12 protein-coding genes are annotated in these 18,120 nt (G+C 74.3%); 4 read left to right on the top strand and 8 right to left on the bottom strand.

Annotation, left to right across the window (positions count from 1 at the left end; genetic code table 11):
* Window positions 1-359 precede the first annotated feature (359 nt).
* A complete protein-coding gene (locus tag ACF1AL_RS26015) occupies window positions 360-1,802 on the top strand; it encodes a PP2C family protein-serine/threonine phosphatase (RefSeq protein ID WP_391827615.1) in 1,443 nt (480 codons plus the stop codon).
* A gap of 50 nt (window positions 1,803-1,852) precedes the next feature.
* Here the strand turns inward: ACF1AL_RS26015 and ACF1AL_RS26010 are convergent, their stop codons facing one another.
* The gene (locus ACF1AL_RS26010; protein ID WP_386419580.1) at window positions 1,853-3,349 is read right to left on the bottom strand and encodes a hypothetical protein; all 1,497 of its coding nucleotides are present in this window, start codon (window positions 3,347-3,349) and stop codon (window positions 1,853-1,855) included.
* 277 nt (window positions 3,350-3,626) lie between these two features.
* Between ACF1AL_RS26010 and ACF1AL_RS26005 the strand changes: the two genes are divergently transcribed.
* A complete protein-coding gene (locus ACF1AL_RS26005; RefSeq protein WP_391661941.1) occupies window positions 3,627-4,772 on the top strand; it encodes an aminoglycoside phosphotransferase family protein in 1,146 nt (381 codons plus the stop codon).
* A gap of 421 nt (window positions 4,773-5,193) precedes the next feature.
* Entirely contained in the window at window positions 5,194-7,161 is a 1,968-nt protein-coding gene (locus tag ACF1AL_RS26000; protein ID WP_391827613.1) for an N-acetylmuramoyl-L-alanine amidase, read from the top strand.
* Between the two features lie 12 nt (window positions 7,162-7,173).
* Here ACF1AL_RS26000 and ACF1AL_RS25995 read toward each other — a convergent pair whose 3' ends face one another.
* From ACF1AL_RS25995 to ACF1AL_RS25975, 5 genes are all read right to left on the bottom strand, one after another.
* Entirely contained in the window at window positions 7,174-7,671 is a 498-nt protein-coding gene (locus tag ACF1AL_RS25995) for a hypothetical protein (protein ID WP_384202741.1), read from the bottom strand.
* A gap of 189 nt (window positions 7,672-7,860) precedes the next feature.
* Entirely contained in the window at window positions 7,861-8,763 is a 903-nt protein-coding gene (locus tag ACF1AL_RS25990; protein WP_391827611.1) for a universal stress protein, read from the bottom strand.
* Between the two features lie 308 nt (window positions 8,764-9,071).
* Window positions 9,072-9,314 carry a DUF397 domain-containing protein gene (locus ACF1AL_RS25985; RefSeq protein WP_391827609.1) on the bottom strand — a complete coding sequence of 81 codons (243 nt, stop codon included), beginning with the start codon at window positions 9,312-9,314 and terminating at the stop codon, window positions 9,072-9,074.
* Window positions 9,315-9,416: 102 nt separating this feature from the next.
* Complete coding sequence (locus ACF1AL_RS25980) at window positions 9,417-11,822, bottom strand: MFS transporter (RefSeq protein WP_391827607.1); 2,406 nt, start codon at window positions 11,820-11,822, stop codon at window positions 9,417-9,419.
* Window positions 11,823-11,948: 126 nt separating this feature from the next.
* Window positions 11,949-12,968 carry a sigma-70 family RNA polymerase sigma factor gene (locus ACF1AL_RS25975; RefSeq protein ID WP_391827605.1) on the bottom strand — a complete coding sequence of 340 codons (1,020 nt, stop codon included), beginning with the start codon at window positions 12,966-12,968 and terminating at the stop codon, window positions 11,949-11,951.
* Window positions 12,969-13,148: 180 nt separating this feature from the next.
* On the opposite strand from ACF1AL_RS25975, the gene ACF1AL_RS25970 reads away from it, so the two are divergent.
* Window positions 13,149-14,762 carry a right-handed parallel beta-helix repeat-containing protein gene (locus tag ACF1AL_RS25970; RefSeq protein WP_391827603.1) on the top strand — a complete coding sequence of 538 codons (1,614 nt, stop codon included), beginning with the start codon at window positions 13,149-13,151 and terminating at the stop codon, window positions 14,760-14,762.
* A gap of 175 nt (window positions 14,763-14,937) precedes the next feature.
* Here the strand turns inward: ACF1AL_RS25970 and ACF1AL_RS25965 are convergent, their stop codons facing one another.
* Window positions 14,938-16,404, bottom strand: coding sequence for an FAD-dependent oxidoreductase (locus ACF1AL_RS25965; RefSeq protein ID WP_391705590.1), 1,467 nt, complete (start codon window positions 16,402-16,404; stop codon window positions 14,938-14,940).
* A gap of 182 nt (window positions 16,405-16,586) precedes the next feature.
* Window positions 16,587-17,948 (bottom strand): polysaccharide pyruvyl transferase family protein, encoded by a 1,362-nt coding sequence (locus ACF1AL_RS25960; RefSeq protein ID WP_391827601.1) that lies wholly within the window; start codon window positions 17,946-17,948, stop codon window positions 16,587-16,589.
* Window positions 17,949-18,120 lie beyond the last annotated feature (172 nt).

Below are 18,120 nucleotides of genomic sequence, written 5' to 3'. Positions count from 1 at the left end.
CTCCACGTGACCGGTGAGCCGGCCCTGCCCCGCCGGAACACCGCGCGCAACGGGACCCGTCGGACGGCTTCCGCCCAGGGGCGAACACGAGGCGAACACATGCCCGTCGAACACGCGCTTGAACGTCTGCGCGAGGCGTCCGACGGTCCGTCAAGTCACGTACGTGCACTACGATTTGCCGGTGCCGGCGGCCTACGTCAACGGTACCGCGACACCGCTCCGGGAAGACGGTGGCATATGCCAGAAGCACCACCGTATCGTGTGGCGCCAAATCCCTTACACGGCATCGCGGGCTGTGCAACAGTCGTAACCGGTCCCACCCACCACCCGGCCCTACCGTCCCCGCATCGGAGTGCGTCATGCCGTCCCATGTCTCCGCGGACCGCCCCTCCGCCCAGCCGCCCTCCCGCGGCTCGGTGGACGCGCTGATAACGCAGACGCGGCGGCTCAAGGGCGACGTGGACGCCGTACGGCGCGGCACGCAGGGCGATGCGGGCGACCCACAGGAGCGCTGGCAGCGGGCCCTGTACGACCTCGCCCTGCACCAGCTCAACGACCTCGACGAGCACCTGGCGCAACTCCGCGACGGCCCTCTTCCGGCCGGACCCGCACCGAAGGAGCCGTCCGCCGCGCCCGCGGGCGCGCCGAGTGCCGCGGACCCGCCGAGCGGTTCGCTGCTCAGCCGGGTGGGCAGCGCGGAGTGGAACCTGCTGACCGACGAGGCCACCTGGTCCGGTGAGCTGTACCGCATCCTCGGCCGCGACCCGGCGAGCCCCGCGCTCACCCTGGACGAACTGCCCTCCCTGGTCCTGGAGGAGGACCGCCCGAAGCTGACGGCGATGGTCACGGACTGCCTGATCGACGCCAAGCCGATCGACGGCGAGTTCCGCGTCGTGCGCCCGGACCGCGAGGTCCGCACGGTGCACATGATGGGCGAACCGGTGCTCGACACCGACGGCAGCACCGCCTCCATGTGGGCGGTGCTGCGCGACGTCAGTGAACTGCGCCGCAGCGAGCGGGCGGTGAGCGAGACCCGTGACTCGCTCCAGCGCCGCCGGCAGCGGGCGCAGACCGAGCACCGGGTCGCGGTCGAACTGCAGGAAGCCGTGCTCCCCCCGTGGCACGGCTCCCTGCGGCTCCCGCGCCGCGGCACGGGCTCCCTCGACATCGCCGCCCACTATCTGCCCGCCCCGGCGAGCGAGCTGATCGGCGGCGACTGGTACGACGCCCTCGAACTGCCCGCCGGCGAGAGCCTGCTCGGCGTCGGCGACCTCACCGGCCGCGGACCGGTCGTGACGTCCACCATGGCGATGCTGCTGGGCGCCGTGCGCGGCATGGCGATGGCGGGCGCGCAGCCCGGCCGGCTGATGGCCCTGCTGAACCAGTTGCTCGACACCACCGCCCGCCCGGCCCTCGGCAGCGCCCTGTGCTGCCGCTACCGGCCGGCCGACCGCACCCTGGTGTGGGCCCAGGCCGGTCACCCCGCTCCCGTGCTCTACCGCGCCGGGTCGGGGCGCCGGCTGACACCCCCGGACGGCGTGCTGCTCGGCGCCACCCCGACCGCCTCCTACGGGCAGGCCGAGGAGACCCTCCACGTCGGCGACCTGCTCCTGCTGCACACCGACGGCCTGGTGCCCGGACGGACCGGGACGGACGGCTCCGACGCCCTGCTCGACCTCGCCCCGCGCCTCGCCGAAGCCGCCGACGCACGGGACTGCGTGCGCGCGGTCGTCGAGGAGTTCGGTGCCGCCCAGGAGCGTCAGGACGACGCGTGCGTCCTGGTGGCCCGCGTGGAGTCGTGACCGCGGCGGAGTTCTGACCGCGCCGGTGCGCGGGGCCGCACGCACGCCCGCTACGCCGGTGCGCCGCCTCCCGAGCTGCCGCCCTTGGTCTTGGGCAGAGCCTGCATGATCTCCTCGCGCAGCTCCTGGATCCTCGGGTAGCCGGCGTACTCGGCGGTGAGCCGGTACATCTGGCGCAGGCGGTCCCAGGTGCGGCGCGAGGAGTTGGAGCCCATCGACATCAGCGCCAGCCGGGCGTAGCGGTCGGCCTGTTCGGGGTCGTCGGCGATGAAGCAGGCCGACGCCATCGACAGATGGTCGAAGATCTTGGACCGCTCCCGGCCGTCGATCCGCAGCTCCAAAGCCTTCTGCGCGTAGTACTGGGCGTGCACGGCGGCGCCCGGGTCGAACTCCGCCAGGGTCCGGTAGGCGAGCGCCTGCATGCCGTACAGATCCTCGTCCTTGAAGGTCTGCATCCAGTCCGGCGTCTCGTCGTTGCCCTTGTCGGAGACGAACAGGTCCTCCGCCCGGCCGAGGGTGCGGCGCATCGCCTGGCCCTTGCCCATGGACGCCTGCGCCCAGGCCTCGATGGTGTGGAACATCGCCTTGGTGCGCGGCAGCAGCCGGTCACCGGAGCCGGACTGGGCGAGTTTCATCAGGTCCAGCGCGTCGTCGGGCCGGCCCAGGTGCACCATCTGCCGGGCCGCCCGGGACAGGGCCTCCCCGGCGCGCGGCCGGTCGCCCCCCTCACGGGCCGCGTGCGCGGCGATGACGAAGTACTTCTGCGCGGTGGGCTCCAGGCCCACGTCGTGGGACATCCAGCCCGCGAGGACGGCGAGGTTGGCGGCCACGCCCCACAGGCGGCGCTGGATGTTCGGGGAGTGGTGGTAGGAGAGGATGCCCCCCACCTCGTTGAGCTGCCCCACGACGGCCTTGCGCTGGAGCCCGCCGCCGCGGGCCGCGTCCCAGGCGCGGAAGACCTCGACCGAGCGTTCGAGTTCCTCGACCTCCTGCGTCCCGATGGGGGCGGCCTCGTAGCGGTCGAACCCAGCGGGGTCGGCGTGCAGGGGGCGGTCGGTGTGGGGGGCGTCGGCGGAGAGGGTCGGGTCGGTGTGCAGCCAGTCGTGCATGGCTCCGCTGAGTGCGGATCCCGCGGCGAGCGCGGCACCCGCGCCCACCAAGCCGCGTCGGTTGAGCATGAGGTCCATTCCCGTGAATTCGGTGAGGACCGCCGCGGTCCGCTCGGGCGCCCACGGCACACCGTCGGGATGCTCCACGCTCCCGTCGCCCTGCCGTTTCCCCGTGCGCCCGTGCCGGACCAGACCGAGGTCCTCGATGGTCACGACACGGCCGAGACGCTCGGTGAACAGCGCCGCCAGCACCCTCGGCACCGGATCGCGCGGGATCTCTCCCGTCTCGATCCACCGCCGCACCCGTGAGGTGTCGGTCGACAGCTGGGGGTGGCCCATGGCCGCCGCCTGCTTGTTGACCAGCCTCGCGAGTTCTCCCTTGGACCAGCCGGCCAGGCCGAACAGGTCCGCGAGACGGGTGTTGGGTTGTCCGCTCACTCAAGCCCCCAGGTTCTCGGCTGAGTTGACACTAGCCCGGTGAAAGGTGCCGGGCGACTATTCGCCAGGGTTCGCCAGGGTCCGCCAGATGGTGTGCCAGTGGCCATCGGGTGTCAGGTAGGAATGCGCCACCCCGACCCGGTCGCCACCCGGTCGTACGGCCCGGCACGTGCCTGTGCCGCGGACGTACGGCCGGCGCATTCCCCAGGGTGCACCACGGCGGCCGGGCCGGACGGCGCTTTGACGTCGCAGGCACACGAAGGGATCTGTTTCGCCCATGTACGCAGCATCGTCCTCCGTGTCCGCACCGCCCCGGCCGCTGATCCCCCGCCCCGCGGCGGGCGGCACCGGCCCCTACCTGGCCCCCGCGCGGCCGGCCGCCCCCGTGCTCGGCGCGGGCCGCGGGCGGCGCGGCCCGGGGTCCGGGACGCAACCGCTCAGCGGGAGACTCGACTTGTCCGGCCCCCAGGGCGCGCAGCTGCGCACGGCGCTCGCTTCGGTGCACCGGATCTGCCCGGAGTTCGCCCCGGTGCAGGTGCTGCGCCGCAGCGGACGCTCCGTGCTCCTGGTCGGTACGACCGGTCGCAGCACGGCCGTCGCCAAGTGTTTACTGGACCACTCCCCCGAGTGGTCCGAGCGGTACCGGCACGAGATAGCCGCATACCGCACGTTCGTCCGGCACCGCCCCCCGGTGCGGGTGCCGAGACTGATCGCGGCGGATCCGGACAACGGCACGCTGATCGTCGAGCGGATGCCGGGACGGGTGGCGGCACTTCAGCGGCACCCGGTGGAGACACCCCCGCTGACGGACGTACGGGCGGCGCTGGCCGCGATCTGCCGGGTCAACGCCTGGCGGCCGCCGGCCGGCACGTTCGACGCGCCGCTGGACTACGCGGCCCGGATCAACCGGTACCACGAACTGGGCCTGCTCACCGACCGCGACCTGGGCGACCTGCAGAAGCTGCTGCACGGCATCGCGCACGCGGCGGGCCGGGGCGGCATGGGCCAGTTCTGCCACGGCGACGCCCTGCTGTCCAACCTCCTGCTGTCACCGGCCGGTCCAGTGCTGGTGGACTGGGAGCACGCGGGCTGGTACCTGCCGGGCTACGACCTGGCGACGCTGTGGTCGGTGATCGGCGACGCGCCGGTGGCCCGGCGGCAGATCAGCCAGCTCGCGCAGCAGGCGGGACCGGCGGCCCGGGACGCGTTCCTGGTCAATCTGATGCTGGTGCTCACCCGGGAGATCCGTACCTACGAGACGGCCGTGCAGCGTTCGATGCACGAGGCCGCCCCGGCGGCACCGGGAGCGGCGCACCCGGGCGCCGTGCCCTCCGGGGAGGAACTGCGGCTGCTGCTGCGCCGGCTGCACGACGACTGCCAGCTGGTCCGCCGGGCCGTCCGCGCGGCGGTCGGCACTCGCTGACGGCCACGCGGGCGCGGAGCCGCCTGCCGTACCCCCACCGGCAGGCGCGCCGCCCTCCTCCCCGGCGGCCCGCCCCGGCCCGCCTGCCCGTGGTGGGCAAGGCACCCGGTACACCGGTCGTCGAGCGCCGGCACCCTCCCCTCGCCGGTCGGTGCTCGTCGGCCGGGACAGCGCCCCGCGGTACGCCGGGGACGGCGACGTGCCGCGGTCGCGGGCCGTCGCCCGGCCCGCGACCACTGGTATGGGCCACTGACGCCGTGCAGGCGGGTGAACCACCCGCCCCGAAACCCGCCTCACCCACCGCGTGACGTGGGAAATCACCTCCAGGCTTGCATGATTGACGGATCGTCGGCCAGCCGGTACCACTGACCGGGTTCGGCCCCGCACGCCCCGTCATGACCGCACGTCTCTGGAGGCAGCTTTGCGCGGTTCCGCCACCGACCCCCACCACTCCCCCGGTCACAGACGTCTCGCCCGCAGGGGCGCCGTCGCCGTGGCCTCCGGCGCGCTGCTGCTGCCGCTGCTCGGCGCCGTCCCGTCCCACGCCGACGACTCGGCGGGCGCGCTCCAGCGGGCCTTCGCCGCCGCCGCGGCCGAGTACCACGTGCCGCAGAGCGTGCTGCTCTCCGTCTCCTATCTGCAGTCGCGCTGGGACACGCACGCCGGCGCGCCGAGCGTCACCGGCGGCTACGGCCCCATGCACCTCACCGACGCGCGCACCGCCCTGGCCACCACCCCGCACCACAGCGACGGCACGGAGGACGCGCGCGGCGACGAGGCCCGCCCGGCGCTGCGCCCCGAGCCGAAGGTCCCGGATGAGTCCGCGCTGCCCGCGCGGCTGAAGACCCTCCCGCGCGCCGCCGAACTCAGCGGCCTGACGCAGGAGGAGCTGCGCTCGGACCCGGCCGCGAACATCGAGGGCGGCGCCGCGCTGCTGGCCGCCGCGCAGAAGGAGCTGGGCGAGCCGCTGAGCGCCGACCCGGCCGAGTGGTACGGCGCCGTCGCCCGCTTCTCCGGCGCCGACGACACCGCCACCGCGGCGGCGTACGCGAACGACGTGTACGACGTGATCCACACCGGGCAGGAACGTTTCACGGACTCCGGGCAGCTGGTGGCCCTCGCGGCGCAGCCCGGCGTGGCCCCCGACACCGGGCAGCTGGAGCGCACGGGGCTGCGCAGGGCGAAGCGCGCCGGCACCGAGTGCCCGCCGTCGGTGTCCTGCGAGTGGGTGCCGGCGCCGTACGAGGAGTTCGGCGACCACGACTACGGCAACCACGACCTCGGCGACCGGCCGGCCTCGCAGCGCATCCGGTACATCGTCGTCCATGACACCGAGGGCCGCTGGGAGGGCGTCCTCAACCTGATCAAGGACCCGACGTACGTGTCGTGGAACTACACGCTGCGCTCCACCGACGGGCACATCGCCCAGCACGTGAAGGCCAAGGACGTGGCCTGGCACGCGGGCAACTGGTACATCAACGGCGCGTCGGTCGGTCTGGAGCACGAGGGCTTCCTGGCGAACCCGGACGCCTGGTACACGGAGGCGATGTACCGTTCCTCCGCCCGGCTGGTGAAGTACCTGGCGAACCGGTACGGCATCCCGCTGGACCGGCAGCACATCCTGGGCCACGACACGGTGCCCGGCCCCACCACCGGGACGATCCCGGGCATGCACACCGACCCCGGCCCGTACTGGGACTGGCGCCACTACTTCGAGCTGCTGGGCCACCCGGTCAAGCGGACCGCGCGCAACGGCGGCGGCCTGGTCACGATCCGGCCGGACTACGCCGCGAACCAGCCGGTGTACACGGGCTGCACCAAGGCCGGGCAGCCGTGCCCGGCGCACGGCTCCAGCGAGGTGCGGCTGTACACGCAGCCGGACGAGAACTCCCCGCTGATCAAGGACATCGGTCTGGGGACGACCCCGACGACCGGCGTGAACGACCTGTCCTCGCGGGTCTCCACCGGCCAGCAGTTCGCGGTGGCCGGGCGGGAAGGGGACTGGACGGCGATCTGGTACCTGGGTCAGAAGGCCTGGTTCAAGAACCCCGAGGGCGCACCGGCGGCGGTCCCGGCGGCGGGCCTGGTCGTGACGCCGAAGGACGGCGCCGCGAGCATCCCGGTGTACGGCCGGGCCTACCCGGAGGCCTCCGCCTATCCGGCGGGCGTGCCGGCCCAGTCGGTGTCGCCGCTGCCGTACAAGGTGCTGCAGGGGCAGCGCTACGTCGTCGGGGACAAGGTGCCGGGTGAGTACTACTACGCGGTGACCTTCGACGAGGCCTCGCACCGGGTCGTGGTCGGCAAGGACCTGTACTACGAGATCCAGTACGGCCACCGCGTGGCGTTCGTGCGGGCGGCCGACGTGCGGGTGACGCAGTCGGCCGGCTAGCCGCGGCGGGCCTCAGCCCTGCTGGAACAGCTCCGCGGGGAGCGGCTTCAGCAGGGCGTACAGGTCGTCGGTGATGGGCCGGTCCCAGGCGGCGATGGTGACCAGGACGTTGTCGCTGCGGTCGAACTGGACGCAGGAGATCCGGGACTCCGACAGCTTCAGGCGGCGCACGATGAGGAGGTTGTCGCCCTGCAGGACGGGCACGTCCTCGGTGCCGACGACGGTCACCTCCTCGTCGTTCTCCAGGGCCAGCAGCAGCTGGGCCACCTCGAAGGGGACCTCGCCCTCGCCGACCTCACGGGCCGGGGAGCCCTCGGGGAGATTGCCGATGATCATGGCGGGGCCACGGCCGCCGAAGAGGTCGTAGCGCAGGTAGACGCCCTGGCAGGTGCCGTCGGGGGCGGGCAGCAGGCCGGCGCCCAGGTTGCCGGGCCAGTCGCCCGGGTCCATGGCGAGCACGTCGAAGTCGGGCCCGGCGGGGGTGGCGCTGCGGCGACGGAGGAACGACATGCCGCAATGGTACGTGCCCGCGGCCGGTCGGCGCCGTGCGGGCCGCCACCCAGGTGATCTTGCGGGAGCACGCGCCCCGGCCCCGGTCGCGCGGGCGCGCTCCGACTCCGTCGCGGCACGACCGGTGCGTGCCGCGTCCGGCCGCCGGCGGGGGCGTGCGGGCGGGGGCGTGCGGGCGGGGGGCCGGCGTCACTCCTGCGGCGGCTGCGGCGGTACGACGGCGATCGGGCACACCGCGTGCAGCAGCACCGCGTGGGTGACGGAGCCCAGCAGGCGGGTGGGCGCGAGCAGCCTGCGGCGGTGACGGCCGACGACGACCAGTTCGGCGCCGCGGGAGGCCGCGACGAGGTGGCCCGCCGCGTCGCCGGGCAGGAGCGTCTGATCGGCCTCCACGTCGGGGTGGCGTTCGCGGTGCGGTGCGAGGAAGCCGTCGACGAGGGCGCGGGTCTCGGCCTCGACGGCCGCCTGGTCGACGGCCTCCGGCAGGAACTCGCCGGGCGCGGTCCAGGACTGCGCGGGCCAGGGGTAGGCGGCGATCACTTGGAGGCGGGCGCCGCGCAGCGCGGCCTCCGTGAAGGCGAAGTCGAGGGTGGCGTCGTCGGGGCCGTCCGCGTTCAGCCCCACCACGACGCGCGGGCCCGGTTCGACAGGTCCGGTGTCCTCCACCGTGCGATCGGGCCGGGGCACGATCACCACGGGGCACTCGGCGTCACGCGCGGCGGTCATGCCGTTGGAGCCGAGCAGCAGGGCGGTGAAGCCTCCGCGGCCGCGTGAGCCGAGCACGAGCAGCTGGGCGTCCGCGGCCAGCTCCGGCAGGGCCGCGCCCGGCGCGCCGTCGATGCCGACGTACTCCGTGACCGCCGGGCCGGAACGGTCCGCGAGGTGGGCACGGACCTCGGCGAGAACCGGGTCCTCCTCCGGTGGCGGCGGGACGACCACGGGCGCGCCGGGCTGCGCCCAGGCGACGTACTGGCGCACGTGGATCACGCGCAGCGTCGCCGTGCGCCCGCGGGCCGCCTCGGCGGCCCAGTCCAGTGCGCGCAGACTGCCCTCGGAGCCGTCGACCGCCGCGATGACCGGCAGCGTGCTCATGCGTCCCTCACCTCCGCCAGGTACGACCTTCCTCATCCTGGGCCCAGCCGGGCGCGGGCGCAGTCCGTGGGGGTTCTTCCGTGGTCGTCCGTCCGCACAGGGGCGTTGCCGGGAGCCGGGGTGCGCGGGCCTCGGGAGGACGGCGCGCGGTTCAGGGAAGCCGAAGGGTGCGGCGTCCCGGGGGGCGCGGATCCGGCCCGGCGCGCGCCGGGGCATCCGCGCCCGGCGTCGCGGCCCGTGGAGTACGGGCGCGCGGCTCCGGTCAGGTGCGGGTCAGGAGGTCAGGTTCAGGTCAGGTCAGGTTCAGGTCAGGTCAGGTCGAACTCGCCCTCCCGTGCGCCGGAGACGAACGCGCCCCACTCCGCCGGGGTGAAGATCAGCGAGGAGCTCTCCGGACGGCGGCTGTTGCGCATCGCGATGAACCCCTCGACAAAGGCGATCTGGACATCCCCCAGGCCGCGGCTCGTCGACTGCCACTGGGCGCTGCTGAGGTCCAGCTCCGGCTTGTCCCAGCCCGCGAGCGGCTGCTGCTGGATGGTGCTCTCGGCCACGTCCGTGCTCCTCCCGACTCGTCGTCCGCGCCAGCCTAGCGACCGACCGGGGACCCCAACAGGCCACGTGAAGGGGACCTTTCACCGACCGGCGGGTTTCGTCTACGCCGACGGGTGGGCGAGGTCGATGTCGTGCTCGCCCACTCCCCCGCCGGCGACGGTGACGCCGGTCGCCCTCGGCGGGTAGCCGGTAGCGATCACCGTGTACGCGCCACTGTCGAGGTCGGAGAAGGCGTACGCCCCGTCGGCGCCGGTCGTGGTGGTGCCGACGACGTTGCCGGCCGCGTCCACCAGCGTGACCCGGGCGTCGCCGAGCGGCGCCCCGGCACCGCGTACGGTGCCCCGCACGTACGCACCAGAGGTGAGTTCGACGTCGACGCGGGTGACGCCGGAGCCGGATATCGCGGTGGCCAGCGCCAGCGGGCGGTACTTGGGCGCGTTGACGGCGAGGGTGACCGGGCCGGGCACGAGGTCGGTGACGGTGAACTCGCCGAGGGCGTCGGTGCGTCCGGTGGCCAGGACGTCGCCGCGCACGTCCGTCACGATGACGACCGCGTCGGCGACCGGCGCGCCGCCCTCGGCGGCCCGCACGACGCCGGTCAGCCCGCCGGAGCCGTCGAGCAGCACGTCGTGGGAAACCTCGCGTGCGGTGACGACCAGCGTGGTGGCCTGCGGCCGGCAGCCGTCCGCGGCGGCGATCAGCACGTAGGTACCCGGTCCGGGTGCCGTGAGCGTGTAGGAGCCGTCGTCGGCGGCGACGGCACGGCCCAGCTGCCGTCCCTCCAGGGAGATCAGAGTCAGCGCGGCCCCCGGCACCGGCGCGGACTCGGCGCCGCGCACCTCGCCCCGCACCAGGGCGCCGACGGGTGCCGGTGCCTCGCCGGCCAGACCGGGGACGGCGGCCACCAGCTCGGCGACGGCCTGGGCGAGCGGTACGGCGACCGCCGCGCCGACGGCCTGCTCGCCGACGGTCCGCGGGCCGGCGGCGTCCTCGCCGTCGGTGTTCTCGCCGGAGTCACTGGCCGTCTGCGGGCCGTCGGCCCGGCCGGCCGGCTCGCCGGGTGCCGTCTCCTCAGCGGCTGCGGGTGTCGCGGCCGGGCGGCGGCCCGGGATGAACGCGGCGACCAGCAGGGCGAGGAGGGCCGCGCCGGAGCCGGTGGCCATGACGACCTTGAAACCGTTCTCGCTGGGCAGCACCACGGAGGCGAAGTCCGTCGTCAGATGGGCGAGGAGGACGCCGGACACCGCGCTCGCCACGGAGGTCCCGATGGACCGCATCAGGGTGTTGAGGCTGTTCGCGGCGGCCGTCTCGGACGGCTCGACCGCGCCCATGATCAGGGCGGGCATCGCCCCGTAGGCGAGGCCGACGCCCGCGCCGATCACGCACGACACCAGCACGAGCTGCCAGACGGCGTCCATCAGCCAGATGTTCAGCCCGTAGCCGGCCGCGACGATCACCGCGCCGAGCATGAGGGTCACCTTGGGGCCCCGGGCGCGGGAGAGCGCGGCGGACAGCGGGGCCGTCGCCATCATCACCAGGCCCGTGGGCGCCAGGACGAGGCCGGCGTCGAGCATGGACTTGCCGAGGCCGTAGCCGGTCGCCTCGGGCAGCTGCAGCAGCTGCGGCAGCACCAGGGACATCGCGAACATGGAGAAACCGAACGCGATCGAGGCGAGGTTGGTCACCAGCACCTGACGGCGGGCCGTGGTGCGCAGGTCCACCAGCGGCTCCGTCGTGCGCAGTTCGTACACGCCCCACAACAGCAGGACGATCACGGCCGCGGCGAACAGGCCCAGCGTGGTGCCGCTGCTCCAGCCCCAGTCCGCGCCCTTGGAGATGCCGAGCAGCAGACAGATCAGGCCCCCGGCCATCCCGAGCGCGCCCAGGACGTCGAAGCGGCCGCCGGTGCGTACCGCCGACTCCGGGACCAGCGTCACCACCAGCAGGAACGCCACCGCGCCGAGTGCCGCGGAGGTCCAGAACAGCACGTGCCAGTCGAAGTGGTCCGCGATCAAGGCGGCGGCGGGCAGGCCGAGGGCGCCGCCGACGCCGAGGGAGGCGCTCATCAGGGCGGTCGCCGAGCCCAGGCGCTCGGCGGGCAGTTCGTCGCGCATGATGCTGATGCCGAGCGGGATCACCCCGGAGGCCAGGCCCTGCAGCGCACGCCCCACGATCATCGGCGTCAGGCTGTCGCTGAGCGCCGCGGTGACCGAACCGGCGATCAGCAGCACCACGCTGGCCAGCAGCAGCCGCCGCTTGCCGTACATGTCGCCGAGGCGGCCCATCACGGGCGTGGCCACGGCGGCCGCGAGCAGCGTCGCGGTGACCGCCCAGGCCGCGTCGGAGGCCGAGGCGCCGAGCAGCTTCGGCAGCTCCGGGACGACCGGGATCACCAGGGTCTGCATCAGCGAGACGACGATCCCGCCGAAGGCCAGCACCGCCACCACGAGGTTGGCCCGCCCGGGGGCGGACACCTCCTCGGCGGGCCGGGGGTGTGCGTGGGACATGACGGTGGGGCCTCCGTGAGGGCAGCGCGCATCGATACGGCCCACGAAGGTAGGACAATTGATTGACTTAGGCAAGGAGATGAGGGAAGTGTGATCTTCCCGTGAGGATTCGGGTGGTGAGAACGGTCAACTCGCCCACGCCACAAGCCGTTCGCCCGTTTCCTGCTCCCGCAGCAGCGCCAGCGACTGCTTCTCCAGCTGCCGCACCCGCTCCCGGGTCAGGCCGACGTGGCGGGCCACCTCGTCGAGCGTGCGCGGCCGGCCGTCGTGCAGGCCGTAGCGCAGACTGAGGATCATCGCCTCGCGGGGGGCCAGGGTGCCGACGGCGTCGCGCAACTCCTCCGCGAGCGCCTGGTACTCGGCGACCTCGGGGGCCTGCAGGACGTCGGTGTCCGGGATGAGGTCGCCGACGACCGTCTCGCCGGTGTCGTCGACGGGGGTGTCCAGGCTGACGGCCTGCCGCCCCACCCGGCGCAGCCAGACCACCTTGTCCTGGGCCAGCTCGCCCTCGCGGGCCACCTCCTCAGGCGTCGGCTCGCGGCCGAGGTCCAGGTGCAGGCGCCGCTCGACCTTGGCGAGCTTCTGCAGCTGCTCGACGACGTGCATCGGCAGCCGTACCGTGCGGGCGTGGTTGGCCAGGCCCCGCTCGATGGCCTGGCGGATCCACCAGGTGGCGTAGGTGGAGAACTTGAAGCCCCGGGTGTGGTCGAACTTCTCCACGGCGCGGATCAGTCCCAGGTTGCCCTCCTGGATGACGTCCAGCAGGTGCAGCCCGCGGTGGGCGTGCCGCTTGGCCATCGACACCACGAGCCGCAGGTTGGCCCGCACCATGTGGTCCTTGGCCTCCTGCCCGTCACGGACCGCGGCCTCCAGCTCGCGGCGCCGCCCCGGGGTGAGCGCGCGCTCGCCGGCGTCGGCCTGCTCCAGTTCCTCCAGGGCCTGGACGCCGGCCTCGATGCGCTGGGCGAGCCGCACCTCCTGCTCCGCGTCCAGCAGCGGGGTGGCCGCGATCTGGGCCAGGTACTGGCCGAGCAGATCCGGTTCGTCGTCGAGACCGCCGACCGGGTCGCGGCGCCGGGTCGTGCGGGCCGGTGCCCGGCCGTGCCGGCGGGTGTCGAAGGGGGCCGTTCGTCCCTGCGGAGGCATGTTTCACTCCTCGCGCTCCGTGCTGTCCAGGCCGCCCGGGTACCCGGCGGGTCCGGGCATACCCCCGTGCATCCCTCCGGCCGGCGCACGCATGCGGAGGACGCAAGTCCGGTACTCGGGCCGTGTGCGCGGCCGAATTCCGGTACTCGGGCCTCGTCCGCGGCGAGGAGGAGGATGCCGATGTCCACGCCTTGGACGGTCGACGCGCGCGCCTACGGGCTGGCCGGCGACGGGACCACCGACGACCGGCCGGCGCTCGCCGCGCTGGTGGACGAGCTCGGCGCGGCCCGCGCGGCGGACGGACTGCCGCGCCGCATCCTCGTCCCGCCGGGCCGGTACCTGATCCGCGACGAGCCGGTGGTGTGGCGCAGCGGCGTGTCGCTGATCGGCGCCGGGCGCGGGGCCACCTGCTTCGTGCTCGCCAACCCCGGCCGGCCCGCCGATCCGGTGCCGCTGGCGTGGTTCACCGCGCAGCAGCACGGCGCCGGACCGGACCACCACCTGGCCGACGTCACCTTCGCGCACTTCGAGATCGACGCGTCACGCGCGCGGACACGTGAGTACGAGCCGCTGGCCAAGGGGATCGGGCTGCAGTACGTGCTGCGCGGCCGCTTCAGCGACCTGTACGTGCACGACTCGGCCGCGACCGGCTTCGGCTGCGACTTCCTGCAGGACACGGTCGTCGAGGGGGTGCTGGCCGAGCGGTGCGGCGCGCAGGACCCCGGCGAGAAGATGGGCGGGGCCGGCATCGGCATCGGGATCGGCGGCTGGGGCGACGTCGAGCGGCTGACCGTGACGGCGTGCACGGCGACCGGCAACGGCACCAACGGGATCTTCCTGGAGCTGCAGCAGGCGCGGTGGACGCCGCCGCGTGGCGTACGGATCACCGCCTGCCACGCCGAGGACAACCGGTTCGGCATCTCCGACTGGGGCGCCGACGGGCTGCTCGTGGCGAACTGCACGATGATCGGCAACCACGAGGCCGGGTTCGACGTGTCGGCGCAGGGCACGTCGGGCATCGGCGGGCGGGGCGGGGTCGTCACCGGCTGTGTCGTCGACGGCAACGTGCGCGACGGGATCGGCTTCGGCAACTCGCCGGGCCCGTACGCCTTCCGCGGCAACCGGATCAGCGACAACGGGCGGTACGGCTACTGGGAGCACAACCTTGCGGGCGGCGAGCAGGAACCGGCCGTGGACGTCGTCCTGGAGTCCAACGACATCCGCGGCAACGCCCTCGACGGGGTGCGGGTGGACGCCGGGCTGCGCGAGCCGGCGTTCCTCGGCAACCGGTTCCGCGGCAACGGGCGGCGGGCCGCGCCCGCGGCGGCCGGCGGCGGGGACGGGGTGCGGTACCTGGCCCGGTCGGTGATCGACGAGCACGCCGGCTGGCCGGCCGACGGCCACCGGGGCAAACGGGTCACGGTGGGCGGGCAGAGCGCGGTCGTGCTGCGCAACACGGCCAGCGAGCTGACCCTCGCACCGCACCGGCCCGGCGCGGACACCGCGTGGAGCGGGAGCACGCCGGCGGCGGGCACCGCCTACCGGCTGCCCGACTCCCCCGCCCCGCGCGCCGGGCTCACCATCGCGGCCCCGCTCACCCGGCCGCATGTGCACGGCAACCGCTTCTGGGACGACCAGGAGCCGCGCACCCAGTCCCACGCCCTGTGGATCACGGCCGACGGCCACTGGGAGGGCGGCCGGGTCACCGACAACGACTTCTCCGGCAACGCCGACCGCTCGACCCGCTACGACGCGGCCCCCCAGGGCGGCCGCTGGCGCGACAACGAGGCCTGAGCGCCAGCGACGGCGACCGCACCGCCGTATGGCCCATGCGGTACGCGGGCCGCTCCTCGAACGGGCCCGTCTGCCCGAGGAGTCTTCCGCGGACGGGAACGGAAGCGGAGCAGGCGGGCGCCCGGCGCGCCTGGTATTGCGCAGCAGGGCGATCAGTCTCGGTGATCGTCCCCGCTCACCGGCCCTGGCCGCCTCCCGCCGGGACCCCTCCCCGCACAGGGCGTTGGAGGCGGGCGCCCTGGTGCAGGAGTTCCTGCTGGACCTGGGCGGCGGGGACCTCGCGAGGCGTGCTGCCCTGCCGTACGGCGAGGGCGGCGCACACGCCCGCGGCCTGCCCGGTCGCCATGGCGATCGGCATGACGCGGTAGGAGGAGTGCGCCACGTGGGAGCCGGAGATGCAGCGCCCGGCGACCAGCAGCCGTTCGGTGCCGCGGGGCAGCAGGCAGCGCAGCGGGATGTCGTAGAAACGGCCGCGCGGCACGCGTTTGAGGACCGTGCCGGTGCCGCGCGGGTTGTGGATGTCCACCGGGTACGCGCCGTGCGCGACGACGTCCGGGAAGGAGCGGGCGCCGAGGATGTCGTGGCCGGTGAGCTGGTAGTCGCCGAGGATCCGGCGGGTCTCGCGGACCCCGATCTGGGTGCCGCTCTGCACGGCGTACGCCGCTTCGAAACCCGGCACCCGGGTGCGCAGGAAGCGGTCGATCTGCTCCAGCTGCCGACGGGCGACGCACTCGGCCCGCGTCAGGTCCCACACGTCGATGCCCAGCGCGTTGGTGACCCGCGTACTGTTGACGCTGAGCTCGTGCGGATGCGGGGTGGAGAAGAAGAGCATGTCCTCGCGGGCGAGCCGCAGTTCGCCCGACGCGGTGGCCTCCTCGACCAGGTCCCACAGCCCGTGCACGCCCCGCCACTGGCCGGGGTGGGCGCGGACGTACCCGGCGAAGCCCGCGGGGTCGAAGTCGGCGACGCGGAACATCAGCGTCATCGGCTGCACCCGCCCGTCCTCCGGCCGCCCCACCTCGAACGGCGCGCCCGCGGCGGCCGCCACGTCGCCGTCCCCGGTGCCGTCCACGACCACGGACGCGTCGATGACCACCGGGCCGGACTTGGTCTCGAACACCACCCGCCAGCCGTCGTCCAGGGGCAAAGCGGTGGAGGCGAAGGAGTGCAGCAGCAGCCGTACGCCGGCCTCGTCGAGCAGGTCCAGGAGGACCAGTTTGAAGATCTCCGGGTCGAAGGGCACGGTGTAGCCGGTGTCCAGGGACGGCGGGACACAGCCGCCGCGGGCGTTCAGCCGGTCCAGGAGCAGCCACAGGAAGCCCGCCACGACCGCCTCGCCCTCGCCGTGGTCGGAGGGCAGCAGCCGCCGGCCGTCCTGGCCGGCCCCGTCGAACACGGCCTGCTTCTGCTCGTTGTGGAACGACATCAGCGGCATCACGAGTGCGGCGGTGGCGTTGCCGCCGAGGAAGCCGTAGCGCTCCACGAGGACGACGTCGGCGCCGGCCTGCGCGGCCGCGTGGGCGGCCGCCGTGCCGGCCGGGCCGCCGCCGACGACCAGGACGTCCGTGCGCCCTCCGTGCCGTGCGGGGCGCGCCGGCACGGTGACGGTGCGGGCTTGTGGGGGCGGTTCCAGGAGGGGCATGGCTTTTCCCGTCGGCTGGGTCCGTGGACCGGTGCGGTCGGCCGGGGCCGGCCGGGGCCGGTCGCCCGGCGAGGGCGTCGGGCGGGGGCGTCGGGCGGGACATCGGGGGGAGGCTTCGGTATCGGGGCGTCGGGCGGGGTGCCGGGGGCGGACGCTTGCGCGCCGGGCTCCGCGAGGGCCCGTCAGACGCGGAACGCCGAGCCGGCACGCGAGCGCCGGTCCTCCGTGCGCGGGCGCTCGCCGCCGGTGAGGTCGCCCGGACCGGCTGGGCCCACCGGATCCGCCGGATCGGCCCGTTCCCCGGCGTCGACCGGGTCCGCGGCGCCCACCGGACCGGCGGGGTCGGGCGGCTCCCCAGGGTCCACCGGATCCACGGGGTCCACCGGGTCCGCCGGGAGCGCCGGGAGGCCGTCGAGCAGCGTCCCGCATCGCACGCAGGTCTCGCGGGAGCGTTCCCGCAGCAGCCGGACCCGCTCGTCGAAGTCCGCGCGCCGCTGCGGGAACTCGTCCCACAGCCGGTCCACCTCGGCCAGCAGCAGCCCGGCCTGCTCGCGGGCCACCCCGACCAGGGCCGGCGCGCCCAGCCGGCGGGCGAAGTCGAAGACCTTGCCCGAGTACGGCAGCGGCAGCACCGGCACCCCGGACAGCGCTGCGAAGATCAGGAAGTGCAGCCGCATGCCGACCACCAGGTCCAGATGGCTCATGAAGCCGAGGACCTGGCCGGGGCTGTAGGCGTTGTGGAGGATCCGCCCGCGGTCGGGTGCCGTCATCCGGGACAGCACGCCGTGCGCGTGCCGCACGTCCTGCCGCTCCATCGGGACGAAGACGACGTGCGCGTCGAGCCGGCGCACCAGGAAGTCGGCGACGTCGGCGAGGAGCGCGTGGTAGTCGCCCTCGTCGAGTTTCTCCGCGGCCCGGCCCGGCTCGCGCACCGACATGCCCACCAGCCGCACCCCGCCCGGCACGCCCTCCTGCCGCATCATCTGCTCGGTGAACGGCTCGGGCGGCAGCAGCAGCGCCGGATCGGCGGTGACGGCGAGGTCGCGGTCGATGCCGACCTCCTCCAGCACGAGCCTGGACTCCTCGTCGCGCACCACGACGTCGGCCATGGCCGGCAGCACCGCGCGCACCGCGGCCCGGTCGTCGGCCTCGCGCAGCGGCCCGGCGCCGACGGCGTAGGCGAACGTGGGCACGCCCCGGGCGTGCGCGGCGCCGACCAGGCGCAGATAGCGGCGGGCCTCGCCGTCGTAGAGGATGCCGCCCCCGCCGAGCACCAGCAGGTCCAGGCCGGCCAGCACGTCGAGGACGGGGCGTTGCGGGACGTTCTCCCAGTCGACGACCTCGTCGGCCTCCCGCTGGTGGGCGCGGGTGTGCGCGGCGTCGCGGCTGAAGACGACGAGCCGGGCCCGCGGCCGGTGGCTGCGCAGGCAGCCGAGGACACAGGTGAGGATGGCCTCGTCGCCGGTGTTGAAGCCGCCGTAGGAGCCGAGCACACCGATGCGCGGGCGGCCCGGGCCGGGCGGCGAGGGCTCGGTGATGGTCATCCGGACCTCCTCGGAACGCGACGGCGGGGGACGGAACCCCGGCGCGGATCGTGCCGTCGGCACCGGGTTGCCTGCGCCGCCCGGGGGAAACCACTCGCGGACGGGCACCCCCTGCGGCAGGGGCGATGTGTTCAGTGTGCGGTCGCGTGTGGCCCTGCGCGCGGCGGGCACT

This window comes from Streptomyces sp. NPDC014801 (genome assembly GCF_043082085.1).
Classification (GTDB): domain Bacteria; phylum Actinomycetota; class Actinomycetes; order Streptomycetales; family Streptomycetaceae; genus Streptomyces.
Note: the sequence above shows the minus strand (reverse complement) of the source record. Positions and strands in the feature narration are given on the sequence as shown.